This is a genomic window from Streptomyces sp. AMJ-169, assembly GCF_055597585.1.
This window is the reverse complement of sequence record NZ_JBVLTJ010000003.1, coordinates 16887-34160: the sequence shown is the minus strand read 5'-3', so window position 1 is coordinate 34160 and position 17274 is coordinate 16887. Positions and strand designations below refer to the sequence as shown.

The 17274-nt window shown below is 70.6% G+C and carries 18 protein-coding genes; 12 read left to right on the top strand and 6 right to left on the bottom strand.

What is annotated here, in order from left to right:
* The first annotated feature begins 25 nt into the window (after window positions 1-25).
* The gene (locus ACYUD3_RS08505; protein ID WP_470966169.1) at window positions 26-874 is read left to right on the top strand and encodes a LysR family transcriptional regulator; all 849 of its coding nucleotides are present in this window, start codon (window positions 26-28) and stop codon (window positions 872-874) included.
* A gap of 22 nt (window positions 875-896) precedes the next feature.
* Here ACYUD3_RS08505 and ACYUD3_RS08500 read toward each other — a convergent pair whose 3' ends face one another.
* From ACYUD3_RS08500 to ACYUD3_RS08475, 6 genes are all read right to left on the bottom strand, one after another.
* Window positions 897-1295, bottom strand: a complete 399-nt coding sequence (locus ACYUD3_RS08500; RefSeq protein WP_470966166.1) for a MarR family winged helix-turn-helix transcriptional regulator — start codon at window positions 1293-1295, stop codon at window positions 897-899.
* Window positions 1296-1388: 93 nt separating this feature from the next.
* Window positions 1389-1739, bottom strand: coding sequence for a VOC family protein (locus ACYUD3_RS08495; protein WP_470966163.1), 351 nt, complete (start codon window positions 1737-1739; stop codon window positions 1389-1391).
* Between the two features lie 104 nt (window positions 1740-1843).
* Window positions 1844-2875 (bottom strand): LacI family DNA-binding transcriptional regulator, encoded by a 1032-nt coding sequence (locus ACYUD3_RS08490; protein WP_470966161.1) that lies wholly within the window; start codon window positions 2873-2875, stop codon window positions 1844-1846.
* Window positions 2872-3774: a carbohydrate ABC transporter permease gene (locus ACYUD3_RS08485; protein WP_470966159.1), complete on the bottom strand. Its 903-nt coding sequence runs from the start codon at window positions 3772-3774 to the stop codon at window positions 2872-2874. The genes ACYUD3_RS08490 and ACYUD3_RS08485 overlap by 4 nt, the downstream gene beginning before the upstream one ends.
* Window positions 3771-4697: a carbohydrate ABC transporter permease gene (locus tag ACYUD3_RS08480; RefSeq protein WP_470966156.1), complete on the bottom strand. Its 927-nt coding sequence runs from the start codon at window positions 4695-4697 to the stop codon at window positions 3771-3773. Before ACYUD3_RS08480 ends, ACYUD3_RS08485 begins: the two co-directional genes overlap by 4 nt.
* On the bottom strand, window positions 4694-6013 hold the full coding sequence (locus tag ACYUD3_RS08475; RefSeq protein ID WP_470966153.1) for an ABC transporter substrate-binding protein: 1320 nt from the start codon (window positions 6011-6013) through the stop codon (window positions 4694-4696). Before ACYUD3_RS08475 ends, ACYUD3_RS08480 begins: the two co-directional genes overlap by 4 nt.
* A 229-nt stretch (window positions 6014-6242) precedes the next feature.
* Between ACYUD3_RS08475 and ACYUD3_RS08470 the strand changes: the two genes are divergently transcribed.
* The 11 genes from ACYUD3_RS08470 (at window position 6243) to ACYUD3_RS08420 (ending at window position 17157) form a co-directional block, all read left to right on the top strand.
* Window positions 6243-8261 carry a beta-galactosidase gene (locus ACYUD3_RS08470; RefSeq protein ID WP_470966151.1) on the top strand — a complete coding sequence of 673 codons (2019 nt, stop codon included), beginning with the start codon at window positions 6243-6245 and terminating at the stop codon, window positions 8259-8261.
* Between the two features lie 151 nt (window positions 8262-8412).
* On the top strand, window positions 8413-9981 hold the full coding sequence (locus ACYUD3_RS08465) for a glycoside hydrolase family 53 protein (RefSeq protein WP_470966148.1): 1569 nt from the start codon (window positions 8413-8415) through the stop codon (window positions 9979-9981).
* 199 nt (window positions 9982-10180) lie between these two features.
* Complete coding sequence (locus tag ACYUD3_RS08460) at window positions 10181-10477, top strand: ArsR/SmtB family transcription factor (RefSeq protein ID WP_470966146.1); 297 nt, start codon at window positions 10181-10183, stop codon at window positions 10475-10477.
* Window positions 10478-10609: 132 nt separating this feature from the next.
* Window positions 10610-11644: an SMP-30/gluconolactonase/LRE family protein gene (locus tag ACYUD3_RS08455; RefSeq protein ID WP_470966143.1), complete on the top strand. Its 1035-nt coding sequence runs from the start codon at window positions 10610-10612 to the stop codon at window positions 11642-11644.
* A gap of 66 nt (window positions 11645-11710) precedes the next feature.
* Entirely contained in the window at window positions 11711-12124 is a 414-nt protein-coding gene (locus ACYUD3_RS08450; protein WP_470966141.1) for a fluoride efflux transporter FluC, read from the top strand.
* Window positions 12121-12516: a DUF190 domain-containing protein gene (locus ACYUD3_RS08445; protein ID WP_470966139.1), complete on the top strand. Its 396-nt coding sequence runs from the start codon at window positions 12121-12123 to the stop codon at window positions 12514-12516. Before ACYUD3_RS08450 ends, ACYUD3_RS08445 begins: the two co-directional genes overlap by 4 nt.
* Before the next feature lie 2 nt (window positions 12517-12518).
* Window positions 12519-12884: a fluoride efflux transporter CrcB gene (gene crcB, locus ACYUD3_RS08440; protein WP_470966136.1), complete on the top strand. Its 366-nt coding sequence runs from the start codon at window positions 12519-12521 to the stop codon at window positions 12882-12884.
* Between the two features lie 76 nt (window positions 12885-12960).
* The gene (locus tag ACYUD3_RS08435) at window positions 12961-13797 is read left to right on the top strand and encodes an undecaprenyl-diphosphate phosphatase (protein WP_470966134.1); all 837 of its coding nucleotides are present in this window, start codon (window positions 12961-12963) and stop codon (window positions 13795-13797) included.
* Window positions 13798-13981: 184 nt separating this feature from the next.
* Window positions 13982-14659, top strand: a complete 678-nt coding sequence (locus ACYUD3_RS08430) for a FadR/GntR family transcriptional regulator (RefSeq protein ID WP_470967402.1) — start codon at window positions 13982-13984, stop codon at window positions 14657-14659.
* Window positions 14656-16095 (top strand): amino acid permease, encoded by a 1440-nt coding sequence (locus ACYUD3_RS08425; protein ID WP_470966131.1) that lies wholly within the window; start codon window positions 14656-14658, stop codon window positions 16093-16095. Before ACYUD3_RS08430 ends, ACYUD3_RS08425 begins: the two co-directional genes overlap by 4 nt.
* Before the next feature lie 45 nt (window positions 16096-16140).
* Entirely contained in the window at window positions 16141-17157 is a 1017-nt protein-coding gene (locus ACYUD3_RS08420) for an asparaginase (protein ID WP_470966128.1), read from the top strand.
* Window positions 17158-17274 lie beyond the last annotated feature (117 nt).

Genomic DNA, 17274 nt, shown 5'->3' with positions numbered 1-17274 from the left:
CACATCCGGAGGCTACGGTCGCGGCATGCATCGACCCGTCCTCGACATCGTGGCCCTGCGCAGCCTGACGGCGATCGCCGACTGCGGCGGCTTCCACCGGGCCGCACAGACCCTCGCGCTCAGCCAGTCGGCGGTCAGCCAGCATGTGCGGAAACTGGAGAAGACCCTCGGCCGCAGGGTCGTCGAGCGCGAGGGCCGGGGCACCCGCTTCACCCCCGCCGGACGCCAACTGCTCGAACAGGCGCGGCGGATACTCGCCGTCCACGACGAGGCCGTGCGCACCCTGCTCGACGTCGAGGGCGACACCGTGACGATCGGCTCGACCGAGCACGCCGCCGACCAGTTCCTGCCCCGGCTCACCGCGGCCGTCCAGTCGGTGCGCCCCGGCTGCCGCGTCCGCTACCGCATCGACCGCTCGGCACGCCTCGTCGAGGCCGTGGAGCGGGGGAGCGTGGACGTCGCGGTGTACGTCACCGAAGCCGCCGCCACCGAGGGCACCCCCGTCGGCGCCCTCCCCCTGACCTGGCACGCGACCCCCGGCTGGCGCCGGCCGCGGTCCCCGTCGCCGGTCCCGCTGATCGCGATCGAGGACCCCTGCGCGATCCGCCGCCGCGCCATCTCGACGCTCGCCGCGCACGGCGTACCAGCGACGGTCGTCGGCGACGCGGGCTACCTGGCGGGCGTCCTCGATCTCGCCCGCACCGGCCAGGGCGTCGCCCTCCTCGCAGCGGTCGGCCCGGCCCCCGACGGCCTCACCCCGTACGGCGACCTGCCCCCGGTCCCCCCGATCCCGATGAGCGCGCTGGCCCGGCCGGGGGCGGACCCGGAGACGGTACGGGCGGCGGTGGGGGCGGTACGGGAACTGCTGTCCTGAGGGGGACGGCTGGAGGGGGCGTCTAGCCCAGCAGCTCCCCCGCCCCCAACCCCCGCTCCAACGCCCCCCGTTGCACCGGCAGCACCTCCGCGTGCAGCGCGCGCCCCTTCCCCGTCAGCGACACCCACACCCCCCGCCGGTCCTCCGCGCACACCGACCGGTGGACCAGGCCGTCCTTCTCCAGCCGCCCGATGAGCCGCGACAGCGCGCTCTGGCTCAGGTGGACACGGCCGACGAGGTTCTGCACCCGGCACTGGTCCCCCTCCCGGGGCGCCTCGGCGGCGAGCAGGTCGAGAACCTCGAAGTCGCTCGCCCCGAGCCCGTACGGATGCAACGCCCGGTCGATCTCGCACACCGTGCGCGCGTGCACCGCGAGAATCCCCCGCCACCGCTCCTCAAGGCCCACCGCATTCACCGCCATACCCCGACCGTAGCACCGAACACCAGCGTCCTTGAGCGTGCAACTACCACCCGCGCACGCACCCGTCGGAGCGCCGGCCAGGGGGTACGACGATCAGGCCGCCGTGTCCTGAAGCAGCCCGATCAGATTCCCGTCAAGGTCCTTCACCGCGGCGACGGTCCGCCCGCCCCCGACCTCCCGCGCCTCCTGCACCAGCTCGGCCCCCGCCGCCAGCAGCGCCGCGAGCCGTTCTCGCAGGTCGGAGACGTGCCAGTAGGGGACAGGACCGGTCAGCCCCTGGGCGTGCCCGTTCGGGTCGAGGCCGATGTCCTGGCCGGCGGCCTTGTAGCCGACGTAGTACGGCTCGTCCGTGTGGGGCTCGACCTCCAGCAACGCGCCGAACAGGGCCTTCGCCCGGTCGACGTCCTTGACGGGGTAGATGAGCGTGTGGACTCCGGCGGTCATGGGGTGCTCCTTGCGCGGAGGTGCGGGGGACGTGCGGTTCGGCGGATTCGCCTGCTTTCACGCTAGGCCGAAGCGTGCCGAACCGCTTCTTTGATCCTGACCGCTCAGGTCGACTCCCGCTTCACCAGCTCCGTCGGCAGGATCACCGCCGCTGGATCCTCCCCGCCGATCTGCGCGAGCAGCACCCGCACCATCTCGCTGCTGATCCGGTCCCACGGCTGGCGGATCGTCGTCAGCGGCGGGGTGGAGGCGACGGCGGCGGGGGAGTCGTCGAAACCGCCGACCGCGACGTCCTCCGGGACCCGCCGGCCCGCCTGGCGCAGCGCGTCCAGCACGCCCTGCGCCATCAGGTCGGACGCGACGAACACCGCGTCGAGCTCCGGTACCCGCTCCAGCAGCGCCCGCGCCCCCGCCTCGCCGCTGGCCCGGCTGTAGTCACCGGAGGCGACCAGCCGGTCGTCGTAGGGAAGGTCCGCCTCGGCCAGGACCTCCTTGTAGCCGGCCAGCCGCTCCACCCCGCCGGGGGTGTCCAGCGGTCCGGTGACGACGCCGACGCGGCGGCGGCCCAGGGCGAGGAGGTGGCGGACCATGTCACGGGCGCCGTCGCGGTCGTCGGCCGCCACGTAGGACACCTTCGAACCGATCCCGATCGGCTTGCCGCAGGCGACCAGTGGGACGCCCGCCTCCCGCAGCTCCTGGGCGATCGGGTCACCGGAGTGGCTGGAGACCAGCAGCACCCCGTCGACATGACCGGCCGTGATGTACCGCGTGATCCGCCGCCGCTCGTCCTCGGTGGCCGCCAGCATCAGCAGCAGCGGCACGTCGTGCGCGGCCAGCGCCTGCGTGCAACCCCGCAGCAGGACATTGAAGTTGGGGTCCTCGAAGAACCGCTCCTGAGGCTCCGTCAGCAAGAAGCCCACCGAGTCGGAGCGGCCCGTGATCAGCGAGCGGGCGTGCCGGTTGACGACGTAACCCGTCCTGCGGATCGCGGCGTTGACCGCCTCCTGCGCCGAAGGGCTCACGTAATGGCCCCCGTTGAGGACCCGGGAGACCGTTCCCCGGGAGACCCCCGCCTCACGCGCCACGTCATGGATCGTCGGCGGCCTGCGCCGTCCCCCGGCAGTGCTCATGGTCATGACTTTACGGCCCCCGACAGCAGATCCAGGCTCCAGAACCGCTGAATGACCAGGAACAGCGCCACCAGCGGGATGACCGCCAGGAACGCGCCGGTGATCACCAGGGTGTACAGCGCCGGAGCCGCCGCGCCCTGCTTCAGGAGCGTGAACAGACCGAGGGTGATGGGGAACTTGGTGTCGTCGCTGAGCATGATGTACGGCAGCAGGAAGTTGTTCCAGATCGCGACGAACTGGAACAGGAAGACCGTCACCAGACCCGGCACCATCATCGGCAGCGCGATCCGGGTGAAGACCCGCCACTCGCTCGCCCCGTCCATCCGCCCCGCCTCGACGACGTCCGCCGGGACGGCCGCGGCCGCGTAGATACGGGCCAGGTAGACGCCGTAGGGGGAGAGGATCTGCGGGAGCAGCACCGACAGGTAGGAGTCGGTGAGGCCGGCCTTCGCCATCAGCAGGTACTGCGGGATGGCGAGGATGATCGGCGGCATCAGCACGCCCGCGAGGAGGATGTTGAACATCGACTCACGGCCGCGGAAGCGGTAGATCGCCAGCGCGTAGCCGCTGCACGCGGACACGGCCGTCGACAGCAGCGCGCCGAGCACGGCGTACAGCGCGGAGTTGCCCATCCACTTCCAATAGACGCCGTCCCTATAGGAGTTGAGCTCCTTGAGGTTGTCGGCGAAGCCCGAGCCGGGCCAGAACGTGAAGGTGGAGAACAGCTCGCTGCCGGACTTGGTGGAGGCGATGACGACCCACGCGACGGGCAGCAGACAGTAGACCGAGCCGAGCAGCAGCGTGATCGTGGGGACCAGCGCGATCCGGCGGCGCAGCGGCGGCTTGCCCTGCGCGGCGGACGTACCGGCGGCCGAGGAGGCCTTCTGGACGGTGAGGGTGCTCATCGGGCGGCCTCCTCCTGCTGGGAACGGCGGTTCGCGGCGCGCAGGAACCCGAAGGACAGCACCAGCGTGGCGAACGCGATGATCACGGCCTGCGCGGCGGCCCCGTAGATGTCACCGTTGCCGAAGGCGTCCTCGTAGACCTTCATCAGCGGACTCCACGTCGTGGGCACCGAGTTGGTGAGCGGCTTCAGGGTCGTCGGCTCGTTGAAGACCTGGAGCGTGGCGATGATGGAGAAGAAGAACGTCAGCACCAGCGACGGCGCCACCATCGGGATCTTGATCTTCAGGGCGATCTGGAGCGGGGTCGCCCCGTCCAGCCGCGCGGCCTCGTACACCTCGGCCGGGATCGACTGGAGCGCCGTGTAGATCACGATCATGTTGAACCCGGTGCCGCCCCACACCGCGATGTTGGCCATCGCGCCGTACAGCGGCCCCCCGTCCAGCAGATCCGGCTGCGGCAGCCCGAGCTTCTCCAGCACGAAGTAGAAGGGACTGACGTCCGGCAGATAGAGGAAGCCCCACAGCAGCGCGGCGATCACACCGGGAATGGCGTACGGCAGGAAGATCGCGAGCCGGGTGAACGGCGTGAAGCGCACCTTCTCGGCGTCCAGCATCAGCGCGAACAGCAGCGCGAGGCCGAGCATGACGGGGACGACGATGCAGCCGTACCCGAGGACGCGCAGCGCGCCGTGCAGCAGCTCGCTGTCGGTGAGGGCGTCGGTGTAGTTCTCGAGCCCGGCCCACACTTCCTTGCGCGCCCCGGACCCGAGGCCGAGCCCCGAGACGTGGACCTTGCGGAAGCTGAGGTAGCCGGCGTACCCGATGGGCAGCGCGAAGAACAGGGCGAACAGGGCTATTCCGGGGAGGAGGAAGGCGTACGGGGCACTCTTGGCCCCGTACGACTCCCGGCGTGCGGTTTTCACTCGGAGACCTCGAAGCCCTGCTTCTTCATGTCGGCGACGGTGTCGGACTGCATCTTCTCCAGCGCGACGGAGAAGTCCGACTTGTCCTTGGCCGCGGCGGCGAACGCGTTCTTGAAGGTCGTGTAGGCGACGTTCACGTTCGGGCCCCAGGCCGAGGGCGCCGTCGTCTTGGCGACCCGCGCGGCGACGGAGTAGAAGTCGGGCTGGTTGGCGAAGTAGTCCGGCGGGGTGGTGAAGGCGCCGGAGAGCTGGGCCGAGGTGGACGCCGGGTAGGTGCCCGACTCCTTGGCCATCGCGTTCAGGGCGTCGCCGTCGGTGTTCAGCCAGGCGGCGAACTTCGCGGCGGCCGACTTGTGCTTGGAGTCCGTGGTCACGCCGGTCGAGGAGCCGCCCCAGCTGCCGGTGACGTTCTCGCTCGCGGACCACTGGGGGAGCGGGGCGACGGCCCACTTGCCCTTGGTGGACGGCGCGGCCGAGGCGAGCGTGCCGGGCGCCCAGACCGCGGAGACCCACGCGATCTGCTTGCCGGTGTCCAGCGCCTTGTTCCAAGCCGGCGTGTACATGGGCTGGTTGTCGATCGCGCCCTCCTTGACGAGGCCGCCCCAGAAGCTCGCGACCTTCTTCGTCGCCGCGTCGTCGATGCCGACCTTCCACTTGTCGCCGGAGGTCGTCCACCACTTCGCGCCCGCCTGCTGCGCGAGGCCCGCGAAGAGGCCGGAGTCGTTGGAGGAGAACGTCGTCAGGTCGGTGTCCGGGGACTTCTTCTTCAGCGCGCGGGCGGTCTCGGCGAACTGCTCCCAGGTCGTGGGGACGGTCAGCCCGTACTGCTTGAAGAGGTCCTGGCGGTAGTAGAACATCATCGGGCCGATGTCCTGGGGGATCGCGTACACGGCGTCCGTGCCCAGCGTGGTCTGCTGCCAGACGCCGGCCGCGAACTTGCTCTTGACGCCGTTCGCCTCCTTGGAGATGTCGGCGAGCGCGTCGTTGCTGACCAGCGTCGGCAGCGCCTGGTACTCGGCCTGCACCAGGTCGGGGGCCTGCTTCGCCTTGTGCGCCGTGAGGATCTTGGTCACCAGGTCGTCACCGGACGCCTGCTTCTGCACCGTGACCTTGATCTGGTCCTTCTTGCCCGGCCCGTTGTTCCACAGGTCGACGACCTTGTCCATGCCCGGCGCCCAGGTCCAGTACGTCAGCGACACGGGACCGGAGGACTCCGACCCGCTGTCGTCGGACGAGCCGCAAGCGGCCAGTGCACCGGCGCCGAGAACGACGGCGATAGAAGAAGCCACGAGGCGACGGCGCTTCGTGTTCGGCATGGAACTCTCCCCTGACCTGGGTCCCTCGCCTGCTGCGGGAACCTGCCATGCGATGGCACGATCTCGGACACTGCCCGTCGCAGCGCCCTGTCATGCTTCTGTGAGCGTTCACAGTAGAGAAACATCCCGGACACTTGTCAATGGTTGTTGCTGTGCGGTTATGTTGGGCTCGCAGCGCCGCAGCTGTGTGTGCACGTTCCCAAATGATCGATTGACCGGGAGAAATTCCATGCCGGAGACCAGCCCCAAGGGCCTCACCAGGCTCGCCTTCGGTGGGGACTACAACCCCGAGCAGTGGCCGGAAACCGTCTGGCAGGAGGATGTCCGCCTCATGCGCGAGGCCGGCGTCACCATGGTCAGCGTCGGCATCTTCTCCTGGGCCCTGCTGGAACCGAAGCCCGGCGAGTACGACTTCGGCTGGCTCGACCGGATCATTGACCTGCTGCACGAGGGCGGCATCCGCGTCGACCTCGGCACCCCCACCGTCGTCCCGCCCGTCTGGTTCTACCGCGCCCACCCCGAGGCGCTCCCGGTCGCCGCCGACGGCACCCGCTACGCCTTCGGCTCACGCGGCGCGATCTGCCACAGCAACGCCGACTACCGCACGGCCGCCGCGAACATCACCACGAAGCTCGCCGAGCGCTACGGCGACCACCCGGCGCTCGCGATGTGGCACGTCCACAACGAGTACGGCGTCCCCGTCTCCGCCTGCTACTGCGACTCCTGCGCCGCCCACTTCCGCCGCTGGCTGGACACCGCGTACGGCTCGGTCGAGGCCGTCAACGACGCCTGGGGCACCGCTTTCTGGGGCCAGCGCTACGCGGCTTACGACGACATCACCCCGCCGCGCACCGCGCCGACCGTCGGCAACCCCGGCCAGGCCCTGGACTACCGCCGGTTCGCGGACGCCACCATGCGCGAGAACTTCACCGCCGAGCGCGACATCCTGCACCGCCTCGCGCCCGGCATCCCCGTGACGACCAACTTCATGACCGCGCTCAGCCAGTGCGACTCCGTCGACTACTGGGCCTGGGGCCGCGAGGTCGACATCGTCACCAACGACCACTACCTGATCACCGACGGCCGCCGCACCCACGTCAACCTCGCGATGGCCGCCGACCTCACCCGCTCGGTCGCGGGCGGCGCCCCCTGGATCCTCCTGGAGCACTCCACCTCCGGCGTCAACTGGCAGCCCCACAACCCCGCCAAGGCGCCCGGACAGATGGCCCGCAACTCCCTCGGACACGTCGCCCGCGGCTCCGAGGGCGCCATGTTCTTCCAGTGGCGCCAGTCCAAGCGCGGCGCCGAGAAGTTCCACTCCGCGATGGTCCCGCACGGCGGCACCGACACCCGCGTCTGGCGCGAGGTCGTCGAACTCGGCGCCGCCATCGACGCGTTGACCCCCCTCAAGGGCACCCGCACCGAGGCGGACGCCGCGATCCTGTGGGACTGGCACTCCTGGTGGGCGCAGAACCTCGCCTGGCGCCCCAGCGAGGACGCCGACGCCCGCGAACGCGCCGACGCCTTCTACGCGGCCCTCTACGACAGCCACCTCACCGTCGACTTCGCCCACCCCGAGGCCGACCTCGCGAAGTACCCGCTGGTCGTCGTCCCCGCCCTGTACCTGATGACGGAGGCCGCCGGGGACAATCTGCGCGCGTACGTCGCCGGCGGCGGCACCCTCGTCGTCTCCTTCTTCTCGGGCATCGTCGACGAGCACGACGCCGTCCACGACGGCGCCTACCCCGGCGCCCTGCGCGACGTCCTCGGCCTCACCGTCGAGGAGTTCTCCCCGCTGCTGCCCGGCGAGGGCATCAAGCTCACCGGACCGGACGGCGCCGAGCAAGTCGCGGACGTCTGGAGCGAGTTCGTGGTCCCGCGCGGCGCCGAGACGGTCTGGTCGTACGCCGACGGCCTCACCGCGGGCCGCCCCGCCGTCACCCGGCACCGGCTCGGCGAGGGCACCGCCTGGTACGTCTCCACCCGCCTCGGCGCCGAGGGGCTCGCCGCGCTGCTCGCCGGCGCCGCCGAGGACGCCCGCATCACCCCGCGCGACCTGCCCCGCGACGTGGAGGTGGTCCGCCGCTCCGGGGAGAACGGCAGCTACCTCTTCGCGATCAACCACACCGACGCCGAGGCGAAGGTGGCGCTGGAGAGCGCCGGCACCGAACTCCTCACCGGTGAACGCGCCGCCGCCCGCCTCGCGGTCCCGGCCGGCGCCGTACGGGTCGTCCGCCTCGACGGCTGACCCGCCCCCGACTCCCCCTTCGCCCGTGGAGCCGCGAGCCGCGGGCGGAGGGGGTCCGCGCACCCCAGGTGACGGTCTCTCGTGGGACCTGACAGCTTGTCAGGTGCGCAACACCCCACCCCCATCCATGTCGAAGGGACGACGGACGACGATGTTCCATCCCAGACGCACCCTCAAGGCCCTGCTGCTGCCGCTGGCCGCGGGCCTCGCCTTCACCGCCCTGCCCGTACAGACGGCTGCCGCCGCCTCGACGCTCACCAACGGCGGCTTCGAGTCCGACGGCACCGGCACCGCCACCCCGGCCGGCTGGTCCACCTACTCGGCGGCCGGCCAGAACTCCGCCTCCTTCACGGAGGCCGGCGGCCACAGCGGCAGCTACCGGCTGACCCAGTGGGCCTCCTCCGCCTACAAGGTGGAGACCTACCAGTACCTGTCCGGGCTGACCAACGGGAACTACACGTTGACCGCCTGGGTCCGCTCAAGCGGTGGGCAGAACGCGGCGTACATAGCGCTCAAGAGTTGCGGGAGCGCGGATCAGCGTACAGACATCCCGGTGTCGTCCAGTGGTTGGCTGCGGATCGTCACGCCGATCAATGTGACGAACAACCAGTGCACCATCAGCATCAACAGTGACGCCAACGCGGGTAACTGGATCAATGTTGACGACCTGACGTTCAGTGCAGGCACCACCGGTACATCCATCCATGGTGCCGACATCTCCTCCCTCGCCAAAAGCGAGGCCAAGGGCGGCGTCTACAAGACGAGCTCCGGCACCACCGGCGACGCGATCACCATCCTCAAGAACGCCGGCATGAACTACGCGCGCCTGAAGGTCTGGGTCAACCCGGCCGACGGCTACAACGACAAGGCGCACGTCCTGGCCATGGCCAAGCGGATCAAGGCGTCCGGCATGAAGCTGCTGGTCGACTTCCACTACTCGGACACATGGGCCGACCCGGGCGCCCAGTCCAAGCCGGCCGCATGGGTGGGCCATACATACAGTCAACTCAAGACGGACGTGTACAACCACACGTACGACGTGTTGAACGCCTTGAAGGCCCAGGGCACCACCGCCGACATGGTCCAGGTGGGCAATGAGATCAACGGCGGCATGCTGTGGTCCGAAGGTTCAACGGACAACTGGTCGCAGCTCGCCGGACTGCTCAACAGTGGATACGACGCCGTCAAGGCGGTCAACTCCGCCACCACCGTCGCCCTGCACCTCGCCAAGGGCGGCGACCTGTCCGGCACCCGCTGGTGGTTCGACAACGCCGTCTCCAACGGCGTGAAGTTCGACGCGATCGGCCTGTCCTACTACGGCTACTGGCACGGCCCGATGTCCGACTTCCAGACGACCCTGGACGACGCGGCGTCCCGCTACGGCAAGCCGGTGTTCGTCGCCGAGACGGCGTACCCGTTCACGCTCGCCGAGGACGACCCGCTGGAGAACCAGATCAACACCACCGCCAAGCTGGTCAGCGGCTACCCGGCCACCCCCGCCGGGCAGGCGAAGTGGATGAACGACGTCGCCAGCATCGTCGAGGCCGTGCCCAACGGCCGCGGTCTGGGCGTCTTCTACTGGGAGGCCACCTGGACCGCCGTCACCGGCAACGGCTGGGACCCCACCGACGCCTCCTCCGGCAACGGCTGGGAGAACCAGGCCCTGTTCGGCTACGACGACAAGGCGCTCGCCTCGATGTCGTGGTTCCAGCACCGGTGACCCCGGTCAGCTGAAACCCCGCTTCGACAGGGGCCCGGCCGCACTGAGCACGACGCGGCCGGGCCCCGCCCGTTCCCGCGCCGGCAGGGCGGGTCCCGGCCAAGCCGCGCGGAGTGCGGGACACGGAGGCGTCGACTGCGCGAGAGTGGAAAGACGCGGTACGAGGAGGCCCCGACGCGCGAAACGGAGGGAACCACCCATGCTGAAGACTCCCGTCGTCGGACGGCGCCTGGAGATCCTTCAATGGCTCAAGGACCCGGCGCAGCACTTCCCGCAGGCCCCGCCCGGCGACCGGTCCGCCGCCCCCGGCGTCACCGCCGAGGAGATCGCCGCCAAACTCGGCGCCCCCCTCCGCGCGGCCGACGCCCACCTGGACTTCCTGACCCGCCTGGGCCTGCTGCGCACCGAGCGCCTGGGACAGCGCACCTACTACCGGCGCGACGAGATGCGCATCGCCGAGGTCGCCCGGCTGTTCGAGAAGGGCTGGCAGCCATGAGGAGGCGAGTGGCGGACGGGACACGGGGGAGCGGCCCCTCAAAGCGCCGGTAAAGCCGCACCTCGCCGGCGCCTGACGGTCCGGCCCGGCTGGGAGGATGGCCGCCTGCCGACAGGAAGGGCCACAGCGCTCATGGACCGTCGTACGGAACTGATCCCGGTGCGGTACGTCACCCTCCCCGGCCACGGCCCGGAGGACGTCGTGTCGGACGCGTACGGGAGAGTCCTGACCGGCGTCGCCGACGGGCGCATCCTGCGCGTGGACGGGCTCGACGAGCCGGCCGCGGCCCGGGTCGAGCACATCGCGGAGATCGGCGGCCGTCCCCTCGGCCTCGACCTCCTGCCCGACGGCGACCTGCTGGTCTGCGACGCCGAGGGCGCCCTGCTCAGGGTCGGCACCGCCGACGGCCGCGTCCGCGTCCTGACCGCCTCCGCCAAGGGCGAGCCGCTGCGGTTCGCCAGCAACGTCACCGCCCTGCCCGACGGCACCGCCTACTTCACTGTCTCCAGCCGTGTCCATCCCCTCCAGGAGTGGCTCGCCGACCTCGTCGCCCACACCGGGACCGGCCGCCTGCTGCGCCTCGCACCGGGCGGTGACACCCCCGAAGTCCTCCTGGAGGGCCTGGAGTTCGCCAACGGCATCGCCGCGAGCGCCGACGGCTCCTTCCTCGTCGTCGCCGAGACCGGCTCGCGCCGGCTCACCCGCTACTGGCTCACCGGGCCCCGCACCGGCCGCGCCGAACCCTTCGCCGAGGACCTTCCCGGCTACCCCGACAACCTCTGGCGCGACCCGCTGAGCGGCCTCTTCTGGGTTGCCCTGGCCGGACCCCCGATACCCGTCCTCGAAGCCCTGCACAGGGCCTCCCCGGCCGTGCGCCACCGCGCCGCCCGCCTCGCCCTGCACGCCCCCTACCGGCCCTCCCCGACGACCGGCGTCCTCGCCCTCGACGCCGCCGGCCGCACCGTCCACCACCTCGCCCGCCGCCGCTCCGGCTACCGCATGGTCACCAGCGTCTGCCGCACCACCGGCGGCCGCCTCGTCCTCGGCAGCCTCACCGAGCCCGGAATCGCCGTCTGCGAGCCTCCGCCCGCCCTCCCCGACCCGGTGCCCGAGTTCGTCAAGAACGGCGCTCCAGCGGCCGTACAGACGTTTCCCCGCCGGGGTTAGTCTGGTGCCCGGTCCGGATCACCCCTGCTCATGGGGGTGACACCGGCCGGGCAGGAGATCTACGACATGACATCCCCGGAAAAGGGACAGCTCCCCGTGGTCGCGGCGGTCGCCGCCGGCGGCGTGATCGGGTCCCTGATCCGCTACGGCGCCGGCCAGGTGTGGCCCTGGGACGGCGGCGGCTTCCCCTGGACCACCTTCGGCATCAACGTCGTCGGCTGCGCGGTGATCGGCGCCTTCCTCGTGCTGATCACCGAGGTGATCAGCGTCCACCGGCTGGTGCGGCCCTTCTTCGGCACCGGCGTCCTCGGCGGCTTCACCACCTTCTCGACGTACGCCGTCGACATCCAGAAACTGGTGGCCGCCCACTGCCCGGGGCTCGCCCTGGCCTACCTGGCCGGCACCCTGTGCGCCGCGCTCGGCGCCGTATGGCTCGCCGCCACCACCACCCGTCGCGTCGTCGCGAGGATGCAGGCATGACCAGGCTGACCGGCAGCGCCCTGCGGCTCACCGTGCTCATCGGCGAGAACGACACCTGGCACCACAGGCCGCTGTACTCCGAGATCGTGCATCGCGCCCACGCCGCGGGCCTCGCCGGGGCGAGCGTCTTCCACGGCGTCGAGGGCTTCGGCGCCTCCTCGCGCGTGCACACCGCGCGGCTGCTCTCCCTCAGCGAGGACCTCCCGGTCGCCGTGATCGTCGTCGACACCGAGGACCACATCCGCGCCTTCCTGCCGCAGCTCGACGAACTCGTCACCGAAGGCCTCGTCACCCTGGAGCCGTGCGAGGTCGTCACGTACGTCGGCCGCGCGCCCGGGGACACCGGCCGCGCGCACCAATCCGGCGAACCGGACATGAAGGGTAAGAACTAGTTGTGAACTGGCTCCTGGTCGCCGCCGGCGGCCTGGTCGGCGCGCCCCTGCGCTATCTCACCGACCGCGCGGTGCAGTCCCGGCACGACTCGGTGTTCCCCTGGGGCACCTTCGCCGTCAACGTCGTCGGCTGTCTGATCCTCGGCACCCTCACCGGCGCCGCCTCCGCGAGCCCGGAACTGCGGCTGTTGCTGGGCACCGGCCTGTGCGGCGCGCTCACCACCTACTCGACGTTCTCTTACGAAACCCTGCGGCTCGCCGAGACCGGCGCCGGCCTGTACGCGTTCGCCAATGTCGCCGGCAGCCTCGCGGCGGGCCTCGGGGCGGCCTTCGCGGGGGTGTGGATCGGGCAGAACGTGTGGTCCTGAGGGGCGCGGAGGGGGCGCCGGGGACTGGTAGGACTGTCTGCGCGTCAGGTTCCCCCATCGTCGAGAACTGGATCCCATGAGCGACATTTCAGTCGGCCAGGCCGCCTTCCTCGGAGTCGTCGAGGGAGTGACTGAGTTCCTCCCCGTCTCCTCCACCGGCCATCTGAAGATCACCGAAGGCCTGATGGGCATCCCCGTCGACAAAGAGGCGGTCGTCGGCTTCTCCGCCGTCATCCAGGTCGGCGCGATCGCCGCCGTGCTCCTGTACTTCTCCAAGGACATCATCCGGATCGTCTCCGCGTGGGGGAGGGGATTGTTCAACAAAGAGGAGCGCTACCACCACGACTACAAGTTCGCCTGGTGGGTCATCTGCGCGACGATCCCGATCGTGGTCGTCGGCCTCGCCGCCAAGCCCCTGATCGACGGCGCCCTCGGCTCCCTGTGGGTCGTCGCCGCCTCCTTGGTCGTCGGCAGCGGCGTCATGTGGGCCGCCGACCAGATGGGCCGCCACAAGAGAGGCGAGGACGACACGTCGTTCAAGGACGCCATGCTGGTCGGCTCCTCGCAGATCCTCGCCCTGCTCTTCCCCGGGTTCTCCCGCTCCGGCGCGACCATGTCGACGGCGCTCATCCTCGACCTCGACCGGGTCGCCGCCACCCGCCTGTCCTTCTTCCTCGGCATCCCCGCCCTCACCGGCGCCGGGATCTACGAGCTCAAGGACGCCCTCGGCGCGGGCGTGGGCGCCGCCCCCCTCGCCGTCGGCACGGCCGTCTCCTTCGTCGTCGCCTACGCCTCCATCGCCTGGCTGCTGAAGTTCGTCGCCCGGCACTCCTTCAACGCCTTCGTCGCCTACCGGCTCGTCGTCGGCGTCCTGCTCTTCGGGCTGCTCACCACGGGCGCGCTGAGTGCCTGAACGCGGATCCGCGTGCTGAGCGCCTGATCAGAGCCATGGGCGTGAAGTCTGGATACAGACTTCACGCCCGTTGAATTTTTCCTTTCGGCTGTCTTGACACGACCTGTCGCCGAACAGCACCATCACTCCCGTGAACCTGTCAGACAGCCAGACAGGTGGGGTCGGTCCGCGGCGCGTCAGCGCGATGGAAGCGGTCCTCACCCACCTGCGCGGCGCCATCGAGCGCGGCGAGTACGCCATCGGCGACAAGCTCCCCTCCGAAGCGGAGCTCTGTCGCACGCTGGAGGTCTCCCGGCCCGTGCTCAGGGAGGCCCTGCGCGCCCTCCAGACCATGGGCCTCACGGTCGCCAAGACCGGCAAGGGCACCTTCGTGGTCGCCAGCACCGTCGAGGACCCCACCTTCGGCGACTACGCGGCCAGCGACCTGCTCGAAGTGCGCCGGCACGTCGAGATCCCGGTCGCCGGGTACGCGGCCGCCCGCCGCACCCCGGAGAACCTGGACCACCTGGCCCACCTCCTGGACCGCATGGAACGGGAGACGGACACCACCGCGTGGGTCGCGATGGACACCCTCTTCCACCTGGCCGTCGCCGAAGCCGCCCAGAACCCGGTCTTCCGCCGGGTCATCGAGGAGATCCGCGACGCACTGGCGCGTCAGTCGGCCTTCCTCAACGAACTGGGCGGCCGGCGCGAACAGTCCAACCGGGAGCACCGCGCCATCGTCGAAGCGCTCATAGACGGTTCCGAGTCCGACGCCGTCGAGGCGATGAGCCATCACCTCGACCGCGTCGAGACGTCACTCACCGACATCGTGCGCCCCGCGCGCACGGAAACTCCCCTGGAAGGCGGACCCGAGGCGTGAGCGAGCAGCACCTCAAAGACGAGACGCGTCCCTCGTCGCCTCATGTCGACGCCGGAGACGCTGGCTACAGCAAGTCTCTGAAACACCGGCACGTCAACATGATCGCGATCGGCGGTGCCATAGGCACCGGCCTGTTCCTCGGCGCGGGCGGCCGGCTCGCCGACGCCGGGCCCTCCCTCTTCATCGCCTACGCCGTCTGCGGCGTCTTCGCGTTCCTCGTGGTGCGCGCCCTCGGCGAACTCGTCCTGTACCGCCCCTCCTCCGGCGCCTTCGTCTCCTACGCCCGGGAGTTCCTCGGCGAGAAGGGCGCCTACACGGCCGGCTGGATGTACTTCCTGAACTGGGCCACCACCGGCATCGCCGACATCACGGCGGTCGCCACCTACACGCACTACTGGGGCATGTTCTCCGACATCCCTCAATGGTTGCTCGCATTGATCGCCCTCGCGATCGTCTTGACCGTCAACCTCATCTCCGTCAAGATCTTCGGCGAGCTCGAGTTCTGGTTCGCGATCGTCAAGGTCAGCGCCCTCGTCGTCTTCATGTGTATCGGCATCTTCCTGCTGGTCACCCAGCACGACGTCGGCGGCCACACCCCCGGCCCGTCCCTGATCACCGACAACGGCGGCGTCTTCCCCAACGGCCTGCTGCCCATGCTGCTGATCATCCAGGGCGTCGTCTTCGCCTACGCCTCCGTCGAACTCGTCGGCGTCGCCGCGGGCGAGACCGAGAACCCCGAGCAGATCATGCCCAAGGCGATCAACTCGATCATGTGGCGCGTCGGCCTCTTCTACGTCGGCTCCGTCGTCCTGCTGTCGATGCTCCTGCCCTGGAACGTCTACAAGTCCGGCGAGTCCCCCTTCGTGACCGTCCTGTCCAACATCGGCATCCCCGCCGCCGGCGGCGTGATGAACCTGGTCGTCCTCACCGCGGCCATGTCCTCCCTCAACTCGGGCCTCTACTCCACCGGCCGCATCCTGCGCTCCATGGCCGTCAGCGGCTCCGCCCCCAAGTTCACCGCCAAGATGAGCCGCAGCCAGGTCCCCTACGGCGGCATCCTGCTCACCAGCGGCGTCTGCGTCCTCGGCGTCGGCCTCAACTTCGTCGTCCCCGCCGACGCCTTCGAGATCGTCCTCAACTTCGCGGCCATCGGCATCCTCGCCACCTGGGGCATGATCATGCTCTGCCACCTCATGTTCTGGCAGAAGACCCAGAAGGGCGAGCTGACCCGCCCCGGCTACCGGCTGCCGGGCTCCCCCTGGACCGAACTCGTGACGCTGGCCTTCCTCGCCTCCGTCCTGGTCCTCATGTACGCCGACGGCGGCGCGGGCCGCACCACCGTGCTCTGCCTGCCGCTCATCGTCGCCGCGCTCGTCGCCGGCTGGTACGCCATCCGCCGCCGTCTCGCGCGCACCACCAGCGAGGCCGACGCGTGACCCCCGCGCGCCGGACCTCGGCCACCCACCAGTGATCAGGCAGTGATGTACAGCATTCCGCCCACGGACGCCCCCCTCATCCGAGAGCCCCTCCACGCCCCCGTCGCCCACCTGGTGCGCGGCGGGGTCACGGAGGGCGTGCACTACGGCTCCGTCGTCGTCCTCGACGAGAACGGCGACGTCACCCTGCAACTCGGCGACATCGAGGCCGCGTTCTACCCCCGCTCGGCCCTCAAGCCCGTCCAGGCCGTCGCCATGGTCCGCGCCGGACTCCCGCTGGAGGGCGAGCTCCTCTCGCTCGCCGCCGCCAGCCACTCCGGCGAGGAACGCCACCTCGCCGGCACCCGGCGCATCCTGGAACTGGCCGGCGCCACCGAGGACGACCTGCGCAACGTCGAGGACCTGCCCTACGGTGCCGCGCAGCGCGAGGAGTGGATCAGGGAGGGCCGCGCGCCCTCCCGGCCGGCGCAGAACTGCTCCGGCAAGCACGCGGCCATGCTCTACACCTGCAAGCTCAACGGCTGGGACCTCGACGGCTACCTCGACCCCGCGCACCCGCTCCAGCAGGCGATCGCCGAGATCGTCGAGGACCTCACCGGGCAGCGGATCGCCAAGGTCACCGTCGACGGGTGCGGCGCGCCCCTGTTCTCCGTCTCCCTGCATGGCCTCGCCCGCGCCGCCGCCCGCATCACCGCGGCGGCGCCGGGCACCCCCGAGGCCAAGGTCGCCGACGCCATGCGCGACCACGTGGAGATGGCCTCCGGCGCCGACCGCGACGTGGCCGCGCTGATGCGGGCCGTGCCCGGACTGCTCGCCAAGGACGGCTTCGAAGGCGTCGAGGTCGCCTCCCTGCCCGACGGGCGGGCCGTCGCCGTCAAGATCTCCGACGGCGCCGACCGCGCGCGCATACCGGTCGCGGCGGCGGCGCTCGCCCGCGCGGGCGTCGACCCTAAGACGCTCGCCGCGTTCGCCGGCGAGCAACTCCTGGGCGGTGGCCGTCCGGTGGGCGCGGTCCGCGCGGTGCGCGCGCTGGACCCGGTGACCCTCCCGGCGTGCGCCTGAGCGCACGCCGGATCCCGAAACGGGGGCGCCGCGAGTGTGCGCGCGGCGCCCCCGAACCCTTCAAGGACGCCCGGCCCCGCCGCACCTCGTGCCCTGAGGCGCGCCGCCGGCGTCCTG

Coding starts and splice junctions, on each gene's coding strand:
- ACYUD3_RS08505 (WP_470966169.1), top strand. CDS start 26: ATGCATCGACCCGTCCTCGACATCGTGGCCCTGCGCAGCCTGACGGCG.
- ACYUD3_RS08500 (WP_470966166.1), bottom strand. CDS start 1,295: ATGGCGGTGAATGCGGTGGGCCTTGAGGAGCGGTGGCGGGGGATTCTC.
- ACYUD3_RS08495 (WP_470966163.1), bottom strand. CDS start 1,739: ATGACCGCCGGAGTCCACACGCTCATCTACCCCGTCAAGGACGTCGAC.
- ACYUD3_RS08490 (WP_470966161.1), bottom strand. CDS start 2,875: ATGACCATGAGCACTGCCGGGGGACGGCGCAGGCCGCCGACGATCCAT.
- ACYUD3_RS08485 (WP_470966159.1), bottom strand. CDS start 3,774: ATGAGCACCCTCACCGTCCAGAAGGCCTCCTCGGCCGCCGGTACGTCC.
- ACYUD3_RS08475 (WP_470966153.1), bottom strand. CDS start 6,013: ATGCCGAACACGAAGCGCCGTCGCCTCGTGGCTTCTTCTATCGCCGTC.
- ACYUD3_RS08470 (WP_470966151.1), top strand. CDS start 6,243: ATGCCGGAGACCAGCCCCAAGGGCCTCACCAGGCTCGCCTTCGGTGGG.
- ACYUD3_RS08465 (WP_470966148.1), top strand. CDS start 8,413: ATGTTCCATCCCAGACGCACCCTCAAGGCCCTGCTGCTGCCGCTGGCC.
- ACYUD3_RS08460 (WP_470966146.1), top strand. CDS start 10,181: ATGCTGAAGACTCCCGTCGTCGGACGGCGCCTGGAGATCCTTCAATGG.
- ACYUD3_RS08455 (WP_470966143.1), top strand. CDS start 10,610: ATGGACCGTCGTACGGAACTGATCCCGGTGCGGTACGTCACCCTCCCC.
- ACYUD3_RS08450 (WP_470966141.1), top strand. CDS start 11,711: ATGACATCCCCGGAAAAGGGACAGCTCCCCGTGGTCGCGGCGGTCGCC.
- ACYUD3_RS08445 (WP_470966139.1), top strand. CDS start 12,121: ATGACCAGGCTGACCGGCAGCGCCCTGCGGCTCACCGTGCTCATCGGC.
- ACYUD3_RS08435 (WP_470966134.1), top strand. CDS start 12,961: ATGAGCGACATTTCAGTCGGCCAGGCCGCCTTCCTCGGAGTCGTCGAG.
- ACYUD3_RS08430 (WP_470967402.1), top strand. CDS start 13,982: ATGGAAGCGGTCCTCACCCACCTGCGCGGCGCCATCGAGCGCGGCGAG.
- ACYUD3_RS08420 (WP_470966128.1), top strand. CDS start 16,141: ATGTACAGCATTCCGCCCACGGACGCCCCCCTCATCCGAGAGCCCCTC.